17 protein-coding genes and 5 pseudogenes are annotated in these 16,198 nt (G+C 69.1%); 8 read left to right on the forward strand and 14 right to left on the reverse strand.

Annotation, left to right across the window (positions count from 1 at the left end; all coding sequences use genetic code 11):
* Window positions 1-32 precede the first annotated feature (32 nt).
* Complete coding sequence (locus ACFY9I_RS27225; protein ID WP_391006058.1) at window positions 33-668, reverse strand: peptidoglycan DD-metalloendopeptidase family protein; 636 nt, start codon at window positions 666-668, stop codon at window positions 33-35.
* Between the two features lie 283 nt (window positions 669-951).
* Here ACFY9I_RS27225 and rpsB point away from each other — a divergent pair, with 283 nt between their 5' ends.
* From rpsB to ACFY9I_RS27255, 6 genes are all read left to right on the forward strand, one after another.
* Window positions 952-1,869 (forward strand): 30S ribosomal protein S2, encoded by a 918-nt coding sequence (gene rpsB / locus ACFY9I_RS27230; protein WP_391006061.1) that lies wholly within the window; start codon window positions 952-954, stop codon window positions 1,867-1,869.
* A gap of 193 nt (window positions 1,870-2,062) precedes the next feature.
* On the forward strand, window positions 2,063-2,899 hold the full coding sequence (gene tsf / locus ACFY9I_RS27235; RefSeq protein ID WP_391006064.1) for a translation elongation factor Ts: 837 nt from the start codon (window positions 2,063-2,065) through the stop codon (window positions 2,897-2,899).
* Between the two features lie 194 nt (window positions 2,900-3,093).
* Window positions 3,094-3,852 (forward strand): UMP kinase, encoded by a 759-nt coding sequence (gene pyrH / locus ACFY9I_RS27240; RefSeq protein ID WP_391006067.1) that lies wholly within the window; start codon window positions 3,094-3,096, stop codon window positions 3,850-3,852.
* Between the two features lie 155 nt (window positions 3,853-4,007).
* Window positions 4,008-4,565, forward strand: a complete 558-nt coding sequence (gene frr, locus ACFY9I_RS27245) for a ribosome recycling factor (protein WP_184899864.1) — start codon at window positions 4,008-4,010, stop codon at window positions 4,563-4,565.
* The gene (locus tag ACFY9I_RS27250) at window positions 4,565-5,683 is read left to right on the forward strand and encodes a phosphatidate cytidylyltransferase (protein WP_391006070.1); all 1,119 of its coding nucleotides are present in this window, start codon (window positions 4,565-4,567) and stop codon (window positions 5,681-5,683) included. The genes frr and ACFY9I_RS27250 overlap by 1 nt, the downstream gene beginning before the upstream one ends.
* 137 nt (window positions 5,684-5,820) lie before the next feature.
* The gene (locus tag ACFY9I_RS27255; RefSeq protein ID WP_391006073.1) at window positions 5,821-6,270 is read left to right on the forward strand and encodes an SRPBCC family protein; all 450 of its coding nucleotides are present in this window, start codon (window positions 5,821-5,823) and stop codon (window positions 6,268-6,270) included.
* Window positions 6,271-6,380: 110 nt separating this feature from the next.
* Here the strand turns inward: ACFY9I_RS27255 and ACFY9I_RS27260 are convergent.
* The 12 genes and pseudogenes from ACFY9I_RS27260 to ACFY9I_RS27315 form a co-directional block, all read right to left on the reverse strand.
* Window positions 6,381-7,631: pseudogene (locus ACFY9I_RS27260) on the reverse strand (tyrosine-type recombinase/integrase).
* The gene (locus tag ACFY9I_RS27265) at window positions 7,631-7,777 is read right to left on the reverse strand and encodes an AlpA family transcriptional regulator (protein WP_229823754.1); all 147 of its coding nucleotides are present in this window, start codon (window positions 7,775-7,777) and stop codon (window positions 7,631-7,633) included. The pseudogene ACFY9I_RS27260 and the gene ACFY9I_RS27265 overlap by 1 nt, the downstream one beginning before the upstream one ends.
* A gap of 53 nt (window positions 7,778-7,830) precedes the next feature.
* Window positions 7,831-9,206: pseudogene (repSA, locus tag ACFY9I_RS27270) on the reverse strand (replication initiator protein RepSA).
* On the reverse strand, window positions 9,199-9,366 hold the full coding sequence (locus tag ACFY9I_RS27275; protein WP_391006076.1) for a hypothetical protein: 168 nt from the start codon (window positions 9,364-9,366) through the stop codon (window positions 9,199-9,201). The pseudogene repSA and the gene ACFY9I_RS27275 overlap by 8 nt, the downstream one beginning before the upstream one ends.
* A gap of 90 nt (window positions 9,367-9,456) precedes the next feature.
* Window positions 9,457-9,780: a SpdD-like protein gene (locus tag ACFY9I_RS27280; RefSeq protein ID WP_391006079.1), complete on the reverse strand. Its 324-nt coding sequence runs from the start codon at window positions 9,778-9,780 to the stop codon at window positions 9,457-9,459.
* A gap of 25 nt (window positions 9,781-9,805) precedes the next feature.
* Window positions 9,806-9,961, reverse strand: a complete 156-nt coding sequence (locus tag ACFY9I_RS27285) for a hypothetical protein (protein ID WP_391006082.1) — start codon at window positions 9,959-9,961, stop codon at window positions 9,806-9,808.
* Between the two features lie 12 nt (window positions 9,962-9,973).
* Window positions 9,974-10,165, reverse strand: coding sequence for a mobile element transfer protein (locus tag ACFY9I_RS27290; RefSeq protein WP_387530561.1), 192 nt, complete (start codon window positions 10,163-10,165; stop codon window positions 9,974-9,976).
* Between the two features lie 20 nt (window positions 10,166-10,185).
* The gene (locus ACFY9I_RS27295; RefSeq protein ID WP_391006084.1) at window positions 10,186-10,866 is read right to left on the reverse strand and encodes a DUF2637 domain-containing protein; all 681 of its coding nucleotides are present in this window, start codon (window positions 10,864-10,866) and stop codon (window positions 10,186-10,188) included.
* Window positions 10,867-10,912: 46 nt separating this feature from the next.
* On the reverse strand, window positions 10,913-11,353 hold the full coding sequence (locus tag ACFY9I_RS27300) for a hypothetical protein (protein WP_391006087.1): 441 nt from the start codon (window positions 11,351-11,353) through the stop codon (window positions 10,913-10,915).
* 83 nt (window positions 11,354-11,436) lie between these two features.
* Window positions 11,437-12,791, reverse strand: a pseudogene (locus ACFY9I_RS27305) (FtsK/SpoIIIE domain-containing protein).
* Window positions 12,788-13,107: pseudogene (locus ACFY9I_RS27310) on the reverse strand (hypothetical protein). Before ACFY9I_RS27310 ends, ACFY9I_RS27305 begins: the two co-directional pseudogenes overlap by 4 nt.
* A gap of 178 nt (window positions 13,108-13,285) precedes the next feature.
* Window positions 13,286-13,963: a UTRA domain-containing protein gene (locus ACFY9I_RS27315; RefSeq protein WP_391006089.1), complete on the reverse strand. Its 678-nt coding sequence runs from the start codon at window positions 13,961-13,963 to the stop codon at window positions 13,286-13,288.
* Between the two features lie 120 nt (window positions 13,964-14,083).
* Here ACFY9I_RS27315 and ACFY9I_RS27320 point away from each other — a divergent pair.
* Both ACFY9I_RS27320 and ACFY9I_RS27325 read left to right on the forward strand, forming a co-directional pair.
* Window positions 14,084-14,520 (forward strand): annotated as a pseudogene (locus ACFY9I_RS27320) (NUDIX hydrolase).
* 116 nt (window positions 14,521-14,636) lie between these two features.
* Window positions 14,637-14,837, forward strand: a complete 201-nt coding sequence (locus tag ACFY9I_RS27325; RefSeq protein WP_391006091.1) for a type II toxin-antitoxin system VapB family antitoxin — start codon at window positions 14,637-14,639, stop codon at window positions 14,835-14,837.
* 431 nt (window positions 14,838-15,268) lie between these two features.
* Here the strand turns inward: ACFY9I_RS27325 and ACFY9I_RS27330 are convergent, their stop codons facing one another.
* Window positions 15,269-15,409, reverse strand: coding sequence for a nuclease-related domain-containing protein (locus ACFY9I_RS27330; protein WP_391006094.1), 141 nt, complete (start codon window positions 15,407-15,409; stop codon window positions 15,269-15,271).
* Between the last annotated feature and the right edge of the window lie 789 nt (window positions 15,410-16,198).

Raw genomic sequence — 16,198 nt, forward strand, 5'->3', positions numbered from 1 at the left:
GCCGACACCGGTCCGGGCGGGCCTCGGTGTTCTCAGGGGCCGACGGCGTACTGATCCGGCACCGGTAGGAGGCGGGAGGGGCCCCTTCTCAGGAGCCTCGGGGGTAGCAGGGACAGGGGATTCAGATAGGTTTCGCCTCTGCGCAGGCCCCAGTGGAGGCAGGCTGTGGGGCAGTGGGAGGGGGAGGGTTCCATGGTGCCCACAGGGGTCCCCGCCGTCACCTCGTCGCCCTCGCGCACCGAGGGCTGGACCGGTTCGTAGGTGGTGCGCAAGAGTGGGTCGCCGGTGCCGGTGAGTTCGATCGAGATCACGCCTCGGCCCGCCACCCGGCCCGCGAAGGACACACGGCCCGCCGCCACCGCCCGTACCGGGGAGCCCGGTGGGGCCGCGAGGTCGACGCCCCGGTGGCCCCGGGCGTAGGGGGTCGGCGGGGGTTCCCAGGCATGGACCACCAAGGGGCGGAGGCCGACGGGCCAGGTGCGGCCGAGGGCGGGCACGGGCTCTTCCGGGGCCGGTGGTGCCGGGGCCGCCGCCGGCCCCCGACCCGGCGGTCCCGAGACCGCGCGCGGTGCCGTCGTCCAGGCCGTGACCAGGAGGACCGAGGTCAGGCACAGCAGCAGGACCGGCCGGACGGCCGTACGCCGTCGGATCGTTCGCTGGTGAGACATGGCCGAAGCGTCCCGCGAACGGGCCGATCGGGGTTGGGGTCTGTGGAGTACTCGCCGGTTGTGGATATCGGCGTCACCCGGGGCCTCGTGGGTCCCGTACACTTCTGATGGCGATCCGGGTCACCGGGTCGACTTCGCACGCCCCGGTACGAGGTCCGTCAGATCCGTCGGACGGTCCGTATCAGCGCCCCTCGGTCCTCAGTGGCAACGGCGCATCGCGGGCGTCAGGCGCGGGAGCCGTCCGGTTCTCGCGGCACAACCGAGAAATTCAAGGAGAACGGCCATGGCCGTCGTCACGATGCGGGAGCTGCTGGAGAGCGGCGTCCACTTCGGTCACCAGACCCGTCGCTGGAACCCGAAGATGAAGCGCTTCATCTTCACCGAGCGCAACGGCATCTACATCATCGACCTGCTCCAGTCGCTGTCGTACATCGACCGCGCCTACGAGTTCGTCAAGGAGACCGTCGCCCACGGCGGCACGGTCATGTTCGTCGGTACGAAGAAGCAGGCGCAGGAGGCCATCGCCGAGCAGGCCACCCGCGTCGGTATGCCCTACGTCAACCAGCGCTGGCTGGGCGGCATGCTCACCAACTTCTCGACCGTCTACAAGCGTCTGCAGCGCCTCAAGGAGCTCGAGCAGATCGACTTCGAGGACGTCGCGTCGTCGGGTCTGACCAAGAAGGAGCTCCTGGTCCTCTCGCGTGAGAAGGCCAAGCTGGAGAAGACCCTCGGCGGTATCCGCGAGATGCAGAAGGTGCCCAGCGCCGTCTGGATCGTGGACACCAAGAAGGAGCACATCGCGGTCGGCGAGGCCCGGAAGCTCAACATCCCGGTCGTCGCCATCCTCGACACCAACTGCGACCCCGACGAGGTCGACTACAAGATCCCCGGCAACGACGACGCGATCCGCTCCGTCACGCTGCTCACCCGTGTGATCGCGGACGCGGTCGCCGAGGGCCTCATCTCCCGCTCGCGTGTCGCGACCGAGGGCAAGGGCGACAAGGCCGCCGGTGAGCCGCTGGCCGCCTGGGAGCGCGACCTGCTCGAGGGTGAGAAGAAGGCCGACGAGGCTCCGGCCGCCGCTGAGGCTCCGGCTGCCGCCGAGGCCCCCGCCGAGACCGAGGCTCCGGCCGAGGCCCCCGCCACCGAGGCTGAGGCTCCGGCCGCCGAGGCTCCGGCCGCGGACGCCGAGCAGGCCTGACCTCCACGGTCGTAAGGCTGTCGACATGACGGCGGGTGGCGTCCGGTACGCCACCCGCCGTTCACCCACAGCCCCTAGATCTTCGTGGCCGTAGATCTCCGCAGCCCGTAGATCTTCGACGGGCGCCCGCCCCTGCGAGCGGCGGCGGACGCCGACTTCGAGACTTCGAACTCCGAGAAGAGATTCACAGATCATGGCGAACTACACCGCCGCCGACGTCAAGAAGCTCCGCGAGCTCACCGGCGCCGGCATGATGGACTGCAAGAAGGCCCTGGACGAGGCCGAGGGCAGCGTCGACAAGGCCGTCGAGGCGCTGCGCATCAAGGGCCAGAAGGGCGTGGCCAAGCGCGAGGGCCGCTCCGCCGAGAACGGCGCCGTGGTCTCCCTCATCGCCGACGACAACACCTCCGGTGTCCTCGTCGAGCTGAAGTGCGAGACGGACTTCGTCGCCAAGGGTGAGAAGTTCCAGGCCGCCGCCTCCGCGATCGCCGAGCACGTCGCCAAGACCTCCCCGGCCGACATCGAGGCCCTGCTCGCCTCCGAGATCGAGGCCGGCAAGACCGTCCAGGCGTTCGTGGACGAGGCCAACGCCAACCTCGGCGAGAAGATCGTCCTCGACCGCTTCGCGCAGTACGCCGACGGTTTCGTCTTCTCCTACATGCACCGCACCATGCCCGACCTGCCCCCGCAGATCGGTGTCCTGGTCGAGCTGGACAAGGCCGACGCCGACGTGGCCAAGGGCATCGCCCAGCACATCGCCGCCTTCGCGCCGAAGTACCTCTCCAAGGAGGACGTCCCGGCCGAGGTCGTCGAGTCCGAGCGCCGCGTCGCCGAGGAGACCACCCGCGCCGAGGGCAAGCCCGAGGCCGCCCTGCCGAAGATCGTCGAGGGTCGCCTCAACGGCTTCTTCAAGGACGCCACGCTGCTCGGTCAGCCGTACGCGCTCGACAACAAGAAGTCCGTCCAGAAGGTCCTGGACGAGGCCGGTGTCACCCTGAAGCGCTTCACGCGCATCAAGGTCGGCATCTGAGTCCGTTACCCGACGGGCACCCGGCACCGATAGGGTCGAGTGCAGTCGTTCGCGTACGCCGCCACGTGCGCGCGTGACGCGTGACGGACGACAGCGATCTGACGAGGAGGCCATTGCCGCGCATGGGATGCGAACACCACCCCACCGGCAATGGCCTTCTTCGTATGTGCGACACGTAAAGAGGCGAGATCTCCATGACCACCAAGCCCGCGAAGAGCGACGACGGCAAAGTAAGCGGCCGGTTTCTGCTGAAGCTGTCCGGAGAGGCGTTCTCCGGGGGCGGTGGCCTCGGCGTCGACCCTGACGTGGTGCACGCCATCGCCCGGGAGATCGCGGCCGTCGTACGCGACGGCGCGGAGATCGCGGTCGTCATCGGCGGCGGCAACTTCTTCCGCGGAGCCGAACTCCAGCAGCGCGGCATGGACCGGGCCCGCTCCGACTACATGGGCATGCTCGGCACGGTCATGAACTGCCTCGCCCTCCAGGACTTCCTGGAGAAGGAAGGCATCGACAGCCGGGTCCAGACCGCCATCACCATGGGCCAGGTCGCCGAGCCCTACATCCCGCTGCGCGCCGTGCGCCACCTGGAGAAGGGTCGTGTGGTCATCTTCGGCGCCGGTATGGGCATGCCGTACTTCTCCACCGACACCACCGCAGCCCAGCGCGCCCTGGAGATCGACGCCGAGGCGCTGCTCATGGGCAAGAACGGCGTGGACGGGGTCTACGACTCCGACCCCAAGACCAACCCGGACGCGGTCAGGTTCGACTCCCTCGGCTACGGCGAGGTCATCACCCGCGAGCTCAAGGTCGCCGACGCCACCGCGATCACGCTCTGCCGTGACAACAAGCTCCCGATCCTCGTGTTCGAGCTTCTCAAGGAGGGCAATATCGCGCGGGCCGTCAAGGGTGAGAAGATCGGCACTCTCGTGGGTGATCAGGGAAGCCGGGCCTGACCGGGTCCTTCCCCTGCCCGGGGGACGGAGCCTGACCGGGGGATGGACAATGTCCTGCCGGTCGGGAACCGTGCAGGAACAAGACGCGACGCAGCCGGCCGCCGACCAGACCAAGTACGGCTGCCGGGCCTACTCAAGACACGCAGGAGCAAGTGGTGATCGAAGAGACCCTCCTCGAGGCCGAGGAGAAGATGGAGAAGGCCGTCGTGGTCGCCAAGGACGACTTCGCCGCGATCCGCACCGGTCGTGCGCACCCGGCGATGTTCAACAAGATCGTGGCCGACTACTACGGTGCGCTGACACCGATCAACCAGCTCGCCTCGTTCTCGGTGCCGGAGCCGCGCATGGCCGTGGTGACCCCGTTCGACAAGACCGCCCTGCGCAACATCGAGCAGGCGATCCGCGACTCCGACCTCGGCGTCAACCCGAGCAACGACGGCAACATCATCCGGGTGGTGTTCCCCGAGCTGACCGAGGAGCGCCGCCGCGACTACATCAAGGTCGCGAAGGGCAAGGCGGAGGACTCCAAGGTGTCCATCCGCTCGGTCCGCCGCAAGGCCAAGGACGCCATCGACAAGCTCGTCAAGGACGGCGAGGTCGGCGAGGACGAGGGCCGCCGTGCGGAGAAGGAGCTTGACGACACCACCGCGAAGTACGTCGCCCAGGTGGACGAGCTGCTCAAGCACAAGGAAGCGGAGCTCCTCGAGGTCTGATGAACGACTCTTCCTGGGGGGCGCCGCCACAAGCCGGGTACTGGGCGCCGACCGACCGGGGACCTGTCCAGGGGCATGCCCCGGCGGGTCCCCCGTACGATGCGCCTGAGGCCCAGCACACTCGGCCCATGCCCATCGTGCCCGACGTACCCCCGCATGGCGGGAACCAGGACGACGACCGGGGGGCCGCTCGGCAGGCGGGCCCCCTGTTCCGCGACGAGACGCCGTCGGCGCGTCCCCCCGGGGAGACGCCGCAGAAGCCGGAGCCCATGCACGACGCCCCTCAGCCCGCCCCGCCGAAGAAGAGCGCGGGCCGTGACCTGGGCGCCGCGATAGGAGTCGGCGTCGGGCTCGGCGCGGTCATCGTCGCGTCGTTGTTCATCGTCAAGGCGGCCTTCGTCGGCGTCATAGCGGTCGCCGTCGTCGTCGGGCTGTGGGAGCTCACCTCCCGCCTGCAGGAACGCAAGGGCATCAAGGCGCCCCTCGTGCCGCTCGCGGTCGGCGGGGCCGCCATGGTCGTCGCCGGGTACGTGCGCGGCCCGGAGGGCGCCTGGGTGGCCATGGCGCTCACCGCGCTCGCCGTCCTCGTCTGGCGGATGACGGAACCGCCGGAGAACTACCTCAAGGACGTCACGGCAGGGGTTTTCGCGGCCTTCTACGTGCCGTTCCTGGCCACGTTCGTCGCGCTCATGCTCACCGCCGACGACGGACCGCAGCGGGTGCTGCTGTTCCTGGTGCTGACCATCGTCAGCGACACGGGCGCGTACGCCGTCGGCTGGCGCTTCGGCACGCACAAGCTCGCCCCGCGCATCAGCCCCGGCAAGACCCGCGAGGGCCTGCTCGGCGCGATCGCCTTCGCCATGGTCGCGGGCGCGCTGCTGATGCACTTCGTCATCGACGACGGCGTCTGGTGGCAGGGCCTGCTCCTCGGCCTCGCCGTCGCCGCCAGCGCCACACTGGGCGACCTCGGCGAGTCCATGATCAAGCGGGACCTCGGCATCAAGGACATGGGCACGCTCCTGCCGGGCCACGGCGGCATCATGGACCGCCTGGACTCCCTCCTCCCGACCGCCCCGGTGGTCTGGCTGCTGCTGGTGCTGTTCGTGGGCTCGGGCTGACGGACTTCCGTGCGGTGTGAGTGAGCCCCTGCCCCTTCCGGGCGGGGGCTTCTTGCCGTGGACCCGCAGGGGGCCCGGTGGGACGATTCTCATGGAGGCCCTTGCAGGGGGGATCGCCCTGAAAGGGGGCGGGCTTCATGTCCGACTTCCGTGAATCGATCGACATCGATCGCCGCCCGGAGGATGTCTGGGCGTACATCACCGAGTTCTCCCACGTCCCGGAATGGCAGGAGAGCGCGACCGCGACGGAGCGCCTCGACCCCGGCCCGGTCGGCGTCGGGTCCCGTCTGCGCATCACCCGGCACATCGGTCGCCGGGAGATCCCGATGACCATGGAGCTCACCGAGTTCGAACCGCCGCGTGTCTGGGGCATGCAGGGCGTCGACGGCCCCGTCCGCCCCCATGTGCACGGCGAGATCACCCCACTCGACGACGGCCGCCGCTGCCGGGTGACCCTTGAGGTCGGCTTCGACGGCAAGGGCATCGGCAAGGCCCTCGTCCCCCTCGTCGTCCGCCCTCAGATGCGCAAGGAACTGCCCCGCAACGAGCAGCACCTCAAGGACAGGCTGGAGCACTCCGTCGCATAGCCCACCGGAGGGCAGGGCCGTGGCAGCAGGTCACCCCGAACGATCTGCGACACTGGGAGGGTTATGCCTGCACCCGGAGAACTGATGTGCTCCGGGCACGAAGAAGCCCCCTACCAGCGAGTTTGTCGCCAGTAGGGGGCCGTCTTATGCCCGGTGGGCCGTCCCTGGGCCGTGTCGAAGACGCCATCCAGGGTCCGGCGGGCACGCTCGCTGCTGCTGGGCATCAGGTCGGAGTGCCCGAGGTATTCGCTCACGGCCTTGATGCTCTCGCCCGCGTCCAGGAGGACCGAGGCGTAGAAGTGGCGCAGGGCGTGCATCCCGTGGTGCCGGGCGGAGGCGTACGGCTTGCCGGGTTCGGGAGTCGGAATAAGGCCGGCGGCGGCAAGGGCGCGCTTCCACTCGTAGACGTTGAAGTTGCTGCGCCAGACGATCCCGTCTGCTGCGTTGGTGAAGATCAGACGCCGTTCGGTGAGCGGGCCGTCCGGTCGCATCCACGGCAGCTTGATCGCCACGGGCGGGTGACTCTGCATGTGACGCCGGAGGGCCGAGGCGACCGAGGACGGTAGGGGTACGTCACGTTCCTTGTTGCCCTTTGGCGGAGAGAAGACGGCGACGCCCCGGATCAGCTTGACCTGAGTGGTCACCCGAAGGGTGTCGCTGTCGAGCTGGGAGGTGTCTTCGGCCAGGCCGATGATCTCGCCCTGTCGGAGGCCGCAGCCGCTGCCCACGTCGACCATGGCTCGGTAGCGCTCGGGCAGAGCATCGCGGACCGCACGCACCTTGGAAGGGAGCCAGGGCACGACTCGGGCGGAGGAGGCCGCGGGCGGGCGGACCGACGCAGCCGAGCACGGGTTCCGGGCGAGGTGGCCGTCATCCACGGCGGCCGAGAGCACTGCGCGGACGTTGGAGTAGATGTTGCGGGCGTAGGTGCCGCCGATCGAGCTGTTCTCCAGGTCGCGCACGAACTCGCGGATGTGGACCGGGCGGAAGGACCCGAGCGGACGCGCCCCGATTCGAGGGAAGGCGTGCAGCCGAAGACGGGTCTCCGCTCCGATGCGTGTGTTGAGGTCGGTCGTCTGCCCAGCGAGCCAGCGTTCCGCTTACTGCTGGAAGGTCGTACGGGCAGCCTTGGGGTCGACGTACTGACCACGGGACATGTCGGCAGCCGTCTCGGCCAACCACTCTTCGGCACGGCGCTTCTGCCGGTCCGGGAAGGACTTGCTCTTTTCGGTGCCGTCAGGTCCGACGTACCGGGCCCGGTAGCGGAGCCCGTTGCCGTAGCGGTCGGTCTTGGCCTTTACCGGCTTGCCGTCCGGACCGGGCTCGGTCTTGTACCAGCGATCTTGGATGTGACCAGCCATCAGGCAGCCTCCCCAAGCTGAGAATCCACCCAGGCCCGTATGTCGCTCGGGTCGAAGCGAAGGTGCCGGCCGACTCGGAAGCCGCGGGGGCCGGTGCGCTTGCGGCGCCACTGGTAGACCGTCTCGACGCTGGGCAGTTCGAACATCTCGACCAGGTCCTCAGGAGTTAGGAACCGGTTCGGCAGCTCTGAGGCCAAAGTCAGCACTCCCTTTCATCGGCGAGCAGTTCGCGTATGGCCTCGCGGGCGGTTTCGCGGTTGAGCCGGAGGTCTCGCGCGATGGTCGCGGCGAGGGCGGATTCGCCGGGGGTGTGGCCGTGTCCGGCCTACTGCCAGTTGGCGAGGACGAGGACGGTGTCGGGCTCGCGGTCGTCCAGGGCGAGGGCTTGGCGTTCCTGGGCGGCGCGGTAGTCGGCGCGTGTCTGGCGGAGGGCGCCGAGGGTGGTGGAGTAGCGGCGGGACTTGGAGGAGAAGTGGCCGCGGAAGCCGAGCATGTGAGCCCAGGCCCACAGGCGGCGGTCGGGATAGAGCGGGTCGAGCCGCTTGCACGCTTCGATGAGGCGGCGGGTGTGGTCGGGGACCTGGTGGCGGTCGAGTTCGGAGGGTTCGCTAATGCGGCGGTCGAGGGTGCCGGTGTTCTCGGCCGCCTTGGTGGCGTACTTGGCGACGTAGGAGGCCACGGCTTGTTCGGTGATGTCGGAGCGTCGCCGAAGGCCTTCACGGGGCGTACGTCGAGCTGGGTGCCCCATCGGAAGGTGCGGGCGGGCTGGTCGTCGGCGGCGGGCACGGAGACCGAGGTGTAGGCGTGTGCGGCGGTGGCGCGGATCGCGTCGGTGAGGAGGTCGACTGTCGCCCAGGACGGCGGTGGAGTGTCGGGGCCTTCCGGGCCGTCGATGCGGATCACGGCGTGGAAGTGCAGGGCGCCGCGCTTTTGGAACTCTGCGACCTTGCCGTACGACAGGCGAGCCGCTTCCTTCAGCTCTCGCTGTGTCAGGCCCGCGCGGGCGGCGACCTCGCGGCGGAGCCGGTTGGTGAAGCGCTGCCACAGGTTGCCCGCGTGGTTGTTGAACAGGACGGCGCCCGCGTAGTCGTAGCTGGCCGGGTCGAGGGCGGTGCCGAGGGCGGGATCGTCGGCGGCATGGTGGGTGCCGCAGCGGCAGGTGCCTCGGTCGGGGCGGTTGTGGACCGGGCCGAAGGAGGGGGCGGTGAGGGTGGCGAAGACGCGGGGGTGGTCGCGGACGGTGGCGGGGATGTCGCGGCGGTCGTCTCCGGCTAGGCCCGCCCTGATGAGGTGGTAGGTGTCGCCCGCGTAGGTCCAGGCGCAGGACGGGCAGCGGGAGGCGCGACGGTTTCCGCAAGCGAGGCGGAGGCGTCCGCCCGGCTCGTTCTCGGTGGAGTAGTGATGCAGGGTCTCGCCGGTCGTCTTGTCTTTGGCGATGGTCCAGCCGGTGAGGTGGATGGGGTCGGCGCAGCCGCCGGTGCGGCGGATCTGTTCGTGCCAGCGGTCGTAGTCAGCGGCCGAAGCCACCCTCAGCAGGTCGCCGAGGGTGGTCGGGTCGAGCAGCAGGTCAGGCACGGGCGCCCTCCCGAGTGCTGCGGGTGCGGGCGGTGCCGGTGCCGTGGCAGGCCGGGCATTGCGCGGTGATGGTGCGCAGGTGGCCGTGGTGGTCGCGGCCGCCGAGGGTGATGGCGGCGGAGGCGTGTCCGTCGCAGTTGGGGCAGATGCGGTGCGTCATGCTGGGGGTTCCTTCCGGCTCTTCGGGTTCGGAATGGGGCAGGGCTCCCGGGCGGCGGAGACTTGGCGGTTGAGGCCGCCCGGGGGCCGGTCAGTGGCGCTTGGCTTCGGTGTTGATGAGCGAGCGGATGACCAGGGCGCAGATGGCGACCGAGGCGCCGGTGATGGCGACCGCGAGGAGCATGGAGACCAGAACGGCGCCGACCACGAGGACCACGGCCGTGCCGCCACCGATCAGGGCGACGACGGCGCCCGGGGTGAGCTGAACAGTGGGCCGGGCAGACGCCGTAGCCGGGGCCGGAGCGACCGGGGTGGTGGTCGGCTGGTGCTGGATCACGGCGGTCGGTTCGACGGCGGCGGGCGGGGTGATCAGGCCGGTCGGCTGGGGCATGGTCGGGATCTTCGGGCGGAACATCAGCGGATCTCCCTTCTCAGGCGGGTTACTTGACGGCGGTGTCGATGACGGGGGCGAGGAGGCTGTCCGCGATGAGGTAGCCGCCGAGGAGGAGCACCAGGACCAGCCAGAGCGGCGGGCGGATGAGTTTGCAGCCGAGGTAGCCGATGGCGGCGAGGGCGAACCAGAGGGGGACGTCCATGGCGGTGGCCTCCTAGCGGACGGTGCAGCGGTGGGTGCGGGCGGCAAGCTGGGCGGCGCTCTGGCTGGAGTAGTCGGCGGACCAGCCGCAGCGGTCGTTGGTGCACACGGCGGCGTGTTTGGTGCGGCCGTTGCGGTCGCGGTGGGTGCCGATCTGCACGGGGCCGATCCGCATGACGGAGTGGAAGTGATCGCGGGCAGGCATGAAGGTCGTGTCCTTTCGGCTCAGGTGAGTTGGGCGGCGATGGCGTCGGCCAACTGGGGCGGGACGCCGAGGCGGGCGCGCAGGGTGTCGCTGTCGATCGGCGATCCGGTCCGGGCCTGGTGGTCGTCGGCGATCTTCCGGGCGTGGTCGACGAGCGCGGCCGGGACCGGCGGAGCGGGAACCGCGGGCGGAGACGGGACGGGCTCAGGTGCGGGAAGGGCCGGAGTTTCCTCGACCGCAGGCGGCAGGGAGGCGGAGGCGTCCAACTCCGCTGCTTCGGTGACCGGTTCGGGGTCGGGGTCGAGGTGGAGCGCGGGTGCCGGCGGATCCGGCACCTGGTCTTCGGCGGAGTGGGCGAGGAGGGTGCCGCCCATGAAGGCCAGTGCGGGCCAGGCCGCTACGAGAATCCGCAGCCAGGCGGGGACGTTGCCCAGGTCGAGGAGTCCGGCGGTGGCGACGTTGGCGCCGAGTGAGGCCACCAGCGCGATCACGAACCAGCACCAGGCCAGTCGGGACGGGCCGTCGGTGCGCAGGCGTCGCCAGGCGGCGACCAGGAGCAGGTCGACCGAGACCGGGTAGGCCCAGGCTTTCCAGCCGTCCTGTCCGGCAGCGGCGGCGAGGTCGTGCAGGTGGGCGAAGGGCAGTGCCCCGGCAATGACCGCCTGGACCAGTACGGCGTCGATGCGCAGTCGCGAGGCCATGACGCTCACCCCGCCACGGGTCGGCCGTTGGCCGTGACGATTGCCTTCAGGACCAGGGCGAGGTTGGTGGTGTCGAGGCCGGTGACGGCGCGCCGAGCGGGATGCGGGCGGCGGTGTCGGCGAGCGATGCGGCGAGGGCCAGGATGCGCAGTTCCCCGCTGGAGGCGGGCAGGTCGTTGGCGGCCAGGGCTTCGACGACCTTGAGCCAGTCGACGCCGTAGGGCTCGGGGTCGGGCCCGGAGTAGTCGATCAGGAGCAGGCTGGGCCGCTCCGCCAGGCGCTTGATCCACAGGCCGTGGTCGATCAGGAGGTTGATCGCGGCGCGCAGGGCCGGGGAGCCGTCGGCCGTGGTCTGGAGGGTGATGGTCAGCTGGTCGGGGTCGATGGTCACGGCGCCGTTGACGGTGTCGTACCAGGGGCAGTCACGTTCGTCGTGGTCGATGCCGGTCTCTTCGCCGTCGACGTCGCCGCAGTGCTCGCAGAACACGGGGCGCTCCTTCCTGTCTGGAGGCATGGAGGGGGTAGGGACGTGGCGCGAAGCGGTCGCGCCGACCCGGGGAAGCGGGAGTGTCAGGCCGTGGCGGGGGCTGTCTTGGACAGCGGCACGGGGGCCGAGGGCGCCGGGGCGAGCGCGGGGCGGAAGGCTGCCAGGGCGGGCAGGTCCGGGGTGCGCTCAGCGTGCTTGTTGCAGATGTTCACGGCGTCGCGCAGCGAGGTGTGCGGGGCGCGGATGCGGGCCCAGCCGCCGGAGGCGTCGCCTGTGACGGCGATGCCGGGGGTGTCGGTGGGGATCTGGATGGCGGCGAGGACGGCGTCCGGTGCGATGTCGCCGAAGGTCATGTTCGCCGAGGATTCGTCGTTGACGCGGTGGGCGGTGCGGCCGGTGAGCTGGGGCGGAGCATGGTGATGCCTTTGCCGAGTTCGGAGCCGAAGCGCTGCCCTCAGATTTCGAGGTAGATGCCGGCGGCGCGGCCGAGCTGGGCGAGTCGGACCAGGGCGGTGATGATGCGGTCCCGCCGCTTCTCCTCCTCCTTCGAGGCGAACAGGGCGAGTTCGGCGACCTCGTCGACCAGGACCACGACCGGAACTGGGCGTAGATCGGCGGGCAGGTCCCAGATATCGGCGGCGATCTCGGCGTCCGGCACGTCGACGGTGATCCGCTGGTTGGCCCGGATCAGCTGATAGACGCCCTCCATGTGCGTGACGAGCGCCTCCAGCAGGTCGAGGGCGGCGTCAGGGTTGTCGGCGAGCGCGGAGAACCGCCGTGCCAGCGGGAAGAGTTCCACTCCCTGTTTGCAGTCGATGCCCACCAGTGCGACATCCAGCGGAGCCAGCCCGGCCACCAGATTGCGCTGGTAGACCGACTTCCCCGATTCCGTGGCGCCGAGGGTCAGACCGTGCGGGACGGTCCGGTAATCGCGGTAGTGCACCGAGCCGTCCTCGCGCAGGGCGACCGGGACCCGCATGGGTGCCTGGTCGGTCTTGGCGGGCATCTGCACCCGCCTGAGAATGTCGTAGCCGGTCATCCGCACCTCGACCACACCCGAGCGCAGCTCACGCGAGGTGACGCCGTACAGGCCGAAGGAATGGCGAAGCCGGTCAGCGGACGCCGCAACGTCGAAGGCGTCCTGTCCGGGGCGCAGGCCCAGGCGCAGGACCAGGCCGGTGCGGGTCGGGCGGATACGCAGGATGCGCGGCGGCCGGGACTGCGGAACCTCCCGGTTGGCTACCCGGGCCAGGGCCAGACGCCAGCGGGAAGGCGGGACGGTCAGCCCGCAGGCGTCCATGACCGAGGCGCAGCGGACCAGAACCCGCAGCGTGGCGAGAGTGACCCCGAAGGTCAGCCAGTACCAGGCGGGACGCCGCCACCGCAGGATCACTGCGGCAGCGACGACCAGCACCAGAGCGACCGTGAACCAGGTCATGATCCGGCAGCCTTCGGCTTCGAGGCAGCGGCGGCGAGCGAGGTGACCGCGACCGCGCGGAAGGCGATGCCGTGCCGCTTCTGCCCGTTGAACTCGTTCTCCCACGCCGAGGCGACCAGACCCGTCAGCGCGACCGGGGTGCCCATGGCCAGGTCCTCGGAGACGCCCGGCTGCGGGACGGTGAGCTTGAGGATCTCGACCTCGTCCGGGTGGAGAACATGACCTCCACGGTCATCAGGGTCACGCCGTCCTTGTCGAGGGCGATCTCACCGGTACGGCGGTCCTTGACCTTCGGCTGCGGAGCCTTGGCGACCATCACGGTCGCGGCGGAGGTGTCGACGGGAATCTGACGCGCAGCAGATCACTCCTCTATAGAGGCTGGACTCCGTTACTTATGTATATGAGTTACATGAAGAAGAGCGCCTCACTCCTATACATGAGTCAACTCGCCGCGAAGAAGAACTCGCGACGGGCCGAGGGAAGTTGAGCGCGCGTCAATCGGCGGCCGGGATCCGGTACTCGAAAACGAACTGGTCAGCGGCCATGAGCGTGTCGCAGACTTCGACCACGAGACCATCGGTCGTACGCGCCTCGAGGACCAGGTGAACCACTGGGGCACCGGGGCTGAGCACCAGCTCGGACGACTCCGCCTTTGAGGCCGGGCGCGCTTGCAGCGTCTCGACGAACTCCGCGAACTCGTGTCCATGGTCTTCGAGTCGGGCGTAGATGCCACCGCCGCCGGGGTTCTCGGCGAACAGCTCGGGGATCTCCTTCACGACGTCCCACGGGAGGTACGAGGAGGCGGTCTCGACCGGGGTGCCGTTGCGGAAGTAGAGACGCCGCCGGGCGAGCACCTGAGCGCCGGCGGATACGCCCAACCGCCGAGCGACATCCTCGGGAGCTTCCATAGGGCCGATGTAGAGGACGCTCACCTTGGCCGTGGCGCCGGACTGCGCGGACTCGGCGAGGTACGCGGCCTTGCCGCCCTGCCGCAGCGAGCGCCGGAAGCGATCGGACGAGCGATGCCGTACAGGCGGCCGATCCTTCACGATCGAGCCCTTGCCGTGCCGGGTCTCGACGAGCCCGCTCGCACGCACCTCGACCATGGCCTTACGGATCGTCCCGCCCGAGACGTTGTAGCGATCGACGAGTTCCGACTCGCTCGGCACCATCTAGCCAGGCTTCAGGACGCCTGCCCGGATCTGCTGGATGATTTCCTCGGCGATCTGCACGTACCGAGGTACTGACCTCTGGCCTCCTACTGCAGTTCCCATAGTCCTTCTCTGCCTCCTATGCTCCTGTATATGGGTCAATCACAGGAAGCCACTCCGCCGCCGCTGCACTCCGTATCTGTGGCCGGAGTAGTGGTACGCGAGGACGGCCGCCTCCTGGCGATCCGCCGCGCCGACAACGGCACTTGGGAGCTCCCGGGCGGAGTGCTCGAACTCAACGAGACCCCTGAGACCGGCGTAGCCCGCGAGGTCCTGGAGGAGACGGGTATCCACGTCGAGGTGGACGAACTGACCGGGGTCTACAAGAACACGACCCGGGACATCGTGGCGCTGGTCTTCCGCTGTAAGCCGTCCGGCGGCTCCGAGCGGACGTCCAGCGAATCAACCGCGGTCGACTGGCTCACCCCCGAGCAGGTAAGCGAGCGCATGGCCGAAGTCTTTACAACGGCCCGCACGTACGGAGCCACGACGGCCGGAAGGTCATCAAGTCTCGGTGACTAGCGCCGTATCAAGCAACGTTCGCCCTGTTGTTGTCCTGCGCCATTGAACCTCAGGGGGAAGAGTTGCTGCTGTGCGGCTGTTAGAGTCCCGGACCGACGAAGGGGGGCCGCTCGTGGCCAAGGTCAACATCAGTCTCGATGCCGAACTGGTAGTGGAAGTGATGGTCCTGGCCGGGATCGGCTCGCCTCAGGACGCCGTCGAGGCGGTCGTGCGCGACTACATAGCCCGTGGACACCGCACCGAGGCGCGCACCGAGCTCAAAGAGCAGAGCCTGCGCGAGGTCGAGGTCAAGCCGCAGGAGCCTCAAGGCTGACCACTGTGATCGCATGACGTTGGTCCAGCTCCGTTGGCACGCACCTGGCTGGCTGTGGCGAAACCGCCGCGGAGACGACCGGCGCCTACGCGTCGTCGGCGACAGTGCGAACGTTGCTTGATGCGGCACTAGCAGCTCAGGCCGCCCGCCATGCCTGGCGGTGTCGGGCAACGCTATAGATCCGCTCGATTTGGTCTGTGGTCAGCACCCCTGTGAGGGGAGCTAACGCTGAAAGTTCGCATTCCCGGTACACCCTCACGGTCAACTGCGTAGCGACCACCTTCAGATCGGTGACTCCCACGAAGACTAGAACCGGCTCCACTGGCACGGGGAAGCCGCAATAGCGTTCGAGTACCCGCTGTACGCGTCGAGCCTCAGCCCGACTCTTGCGCGCGTAGGGCTCAGGAGTGCCGTGGTTGACCTTCACGGCGTCATCGCCGACCCATACCGGCTTGTCGGGATGGGTCGGCGATGACGCTGAACACTCCGCCGGGCCCGATCAGGAGATGGTCCAGGTCGACGTTCCTCGGCAGCGGTATGGAGTGCAGCACCCACCACCCGTGGCGCCGCAACCGATCGAGTTCAGCTCCAACCCGTCGCTCACCCGTCAGCCCCTTACGCCAGGAGTCACCGTCGACCGGACGCCGCAGCAGCCAGGCATCAAGCGCACAAGGGGATTGACCCCAGCGGCAGCGACCTGTGTTCGTAGAGCATCACCGGGAGCGTTCGAAGCGAGATCATCACCGGGAGTCAGGGGCGGCAACCGCAGGGCGTCAGGGTTCCTCGAAGCGGGTGCCGGGACGATGCCCGGCAAGTGCTGAGTCAGTATGGCCGTCACGGCATCGCGATACTCGGCCTGTAGGACCGTGATCGCCCCTGTCTTGCAGTCGGCCCAACCTGCTGCCGTGCCGTCTGGAAGGTTGGCGTAGAGGCGGTCATGCCCGTACCTCTTCCACCGCACGACCTCCAGTTGGTACACGGCTCCCCCTGTCCATGAATGACCATGCCGCCATGGCAGCAACAGGAGCGTCATGCCACAAGAGCGCGATCGGGATAGAACTTTCCCTACGTTCATCAAGAGCCCGCGCACGGCGCGGGCGCGCGCCGCCTCTGCGGCGCGGCCTGCCTCCTGTCTGCGCCCCGGCTGGCCGCGCCCGGCGGCTGCGGGCATGAGGTGGGAGACACCCTCTATGGCTGGGGCGGTCGGCTCCACGGCTTTAGGCAGCCACTTTGGGGCGAGCCTCGAAGATCATGGCCCCAACGTCGTGCTTTACGGGCAGGTCCACTGACTGCCCGACTCGCCATCAGCTTACGGGGCCATGATCACTCGCCCCAAAGCAGCTCCAGCCCAAAGCCGCTCC

This window comes from Streptomyces sp. NPDC012510 (genome assembly GCF_042955065.1).
In the GTDB taxonomy this organism is placed as follows: domain Bacteria; phylum Actinomycetota; class Actinomycetes; order Streptomycetales; family Streptomycetaceae; genus Streptomyces.

What these genes read in the sequence shown, in the direction of transcription:
- ACFY9I_RS27225 (WP_391006058.1), bottom strand. Translation starts at nt 668, where the DNA reads ATGTCTCACCAGCGAACGATCCGACGGCGTACGGCCGTCCGGCCGGTC.
- rpsB (WP_391006061.1), top strand. Translation starts at nt 952, where the DNA reads ATGGCCGTCGTCACGATGCGGGAGCTGCTGGAGAGCGGCGTCCACTTC.
- tsf (WP_391006064.1), top strand. Translation starts at nt 2,063, where the DNA reads ATGGCGAACTACACCGCCGCCGACGTCAAGAAGCTCCGCGAGCTCACC.
- pyrH (WP_391006067.1), top strand. Translation starts at nt 3,094, where the DNA reads ATGACCACCAAGCCCGCGAAGAGCGACGACGGCAAAGTAAGCGGCCGG.
- ACFY9I_RS27250 (WP_391006070.1), top strand. Translation starts at nt 4,565, where the DNA reads ATGAACGACTCTTCCTGGGGGGCGCCGCCACAAGCCGGGTACTGGGCG.
- ACFY9I_RS27255 (WP_391006073.1), top strand. Translation starts at nt 5,821, where the DNA reads ATGTCCGACTTCCGTGAATCGATCGACATCGATCGCCGCCCGGAGGAT.
- ACFY9I_RS27265 (WP_229823754.1), bottom strand. Translation starts at nt 7,777, where the DNA reads ATGTTCGAACTGCCCAGCGTCGAGACGGTCTACCAGTGGCGCCGCAAG.
- ACFY9I_RS27275 (WP_391006076.1), bottom strand. Translation starts at nt 9,366, where the DNA reads ATGACGCACCGCATCTGCCCCAACTGCGACGGACACGCCTCCGCCGCC.
- ACFY9I_RS27280 (WP_391006079.1), bottom strand. Translation starts at nt 9,780, where the DNA reads ATGTTCCGCCCGAAGATCCCGACCATGCCCCAGCCGACCGGCCTGATC.
- ACFY9I_RS27285 (WP_391006082.1), bottom strand. Translation starts at nt 9,961, where the DNA reads ATGGACGTCCCCCTCTGGTTCGCCCTCGCCGCCATCGGCTACCTCGGC.
- ACFY9I_RS27290 (WP_387530561.1), bottom strand. Translation starts at nt 10,165, where the DNA reads ATGCCTGCCCGCGATCACTTCCACTCCGTCATGCGGATCGGCCCCGTG.
- ACFY9I_RS27295 (WP_391006084.1), bottom strand. Translation starts at nt 10,866, where the DNA reads ATGGCCTCGCGACTGCGCATCGACGCCGTACTGGTCCAGGCGGTCATT.
- ACFY9I_RS27315 (WP_391006089.1), bottom strand. Translation starts at nt 13,963, where the DNA reads ATGGTGCCGAGCGAGTCGGAACTCGTCGATCGCTACAACGTCTCGGGC.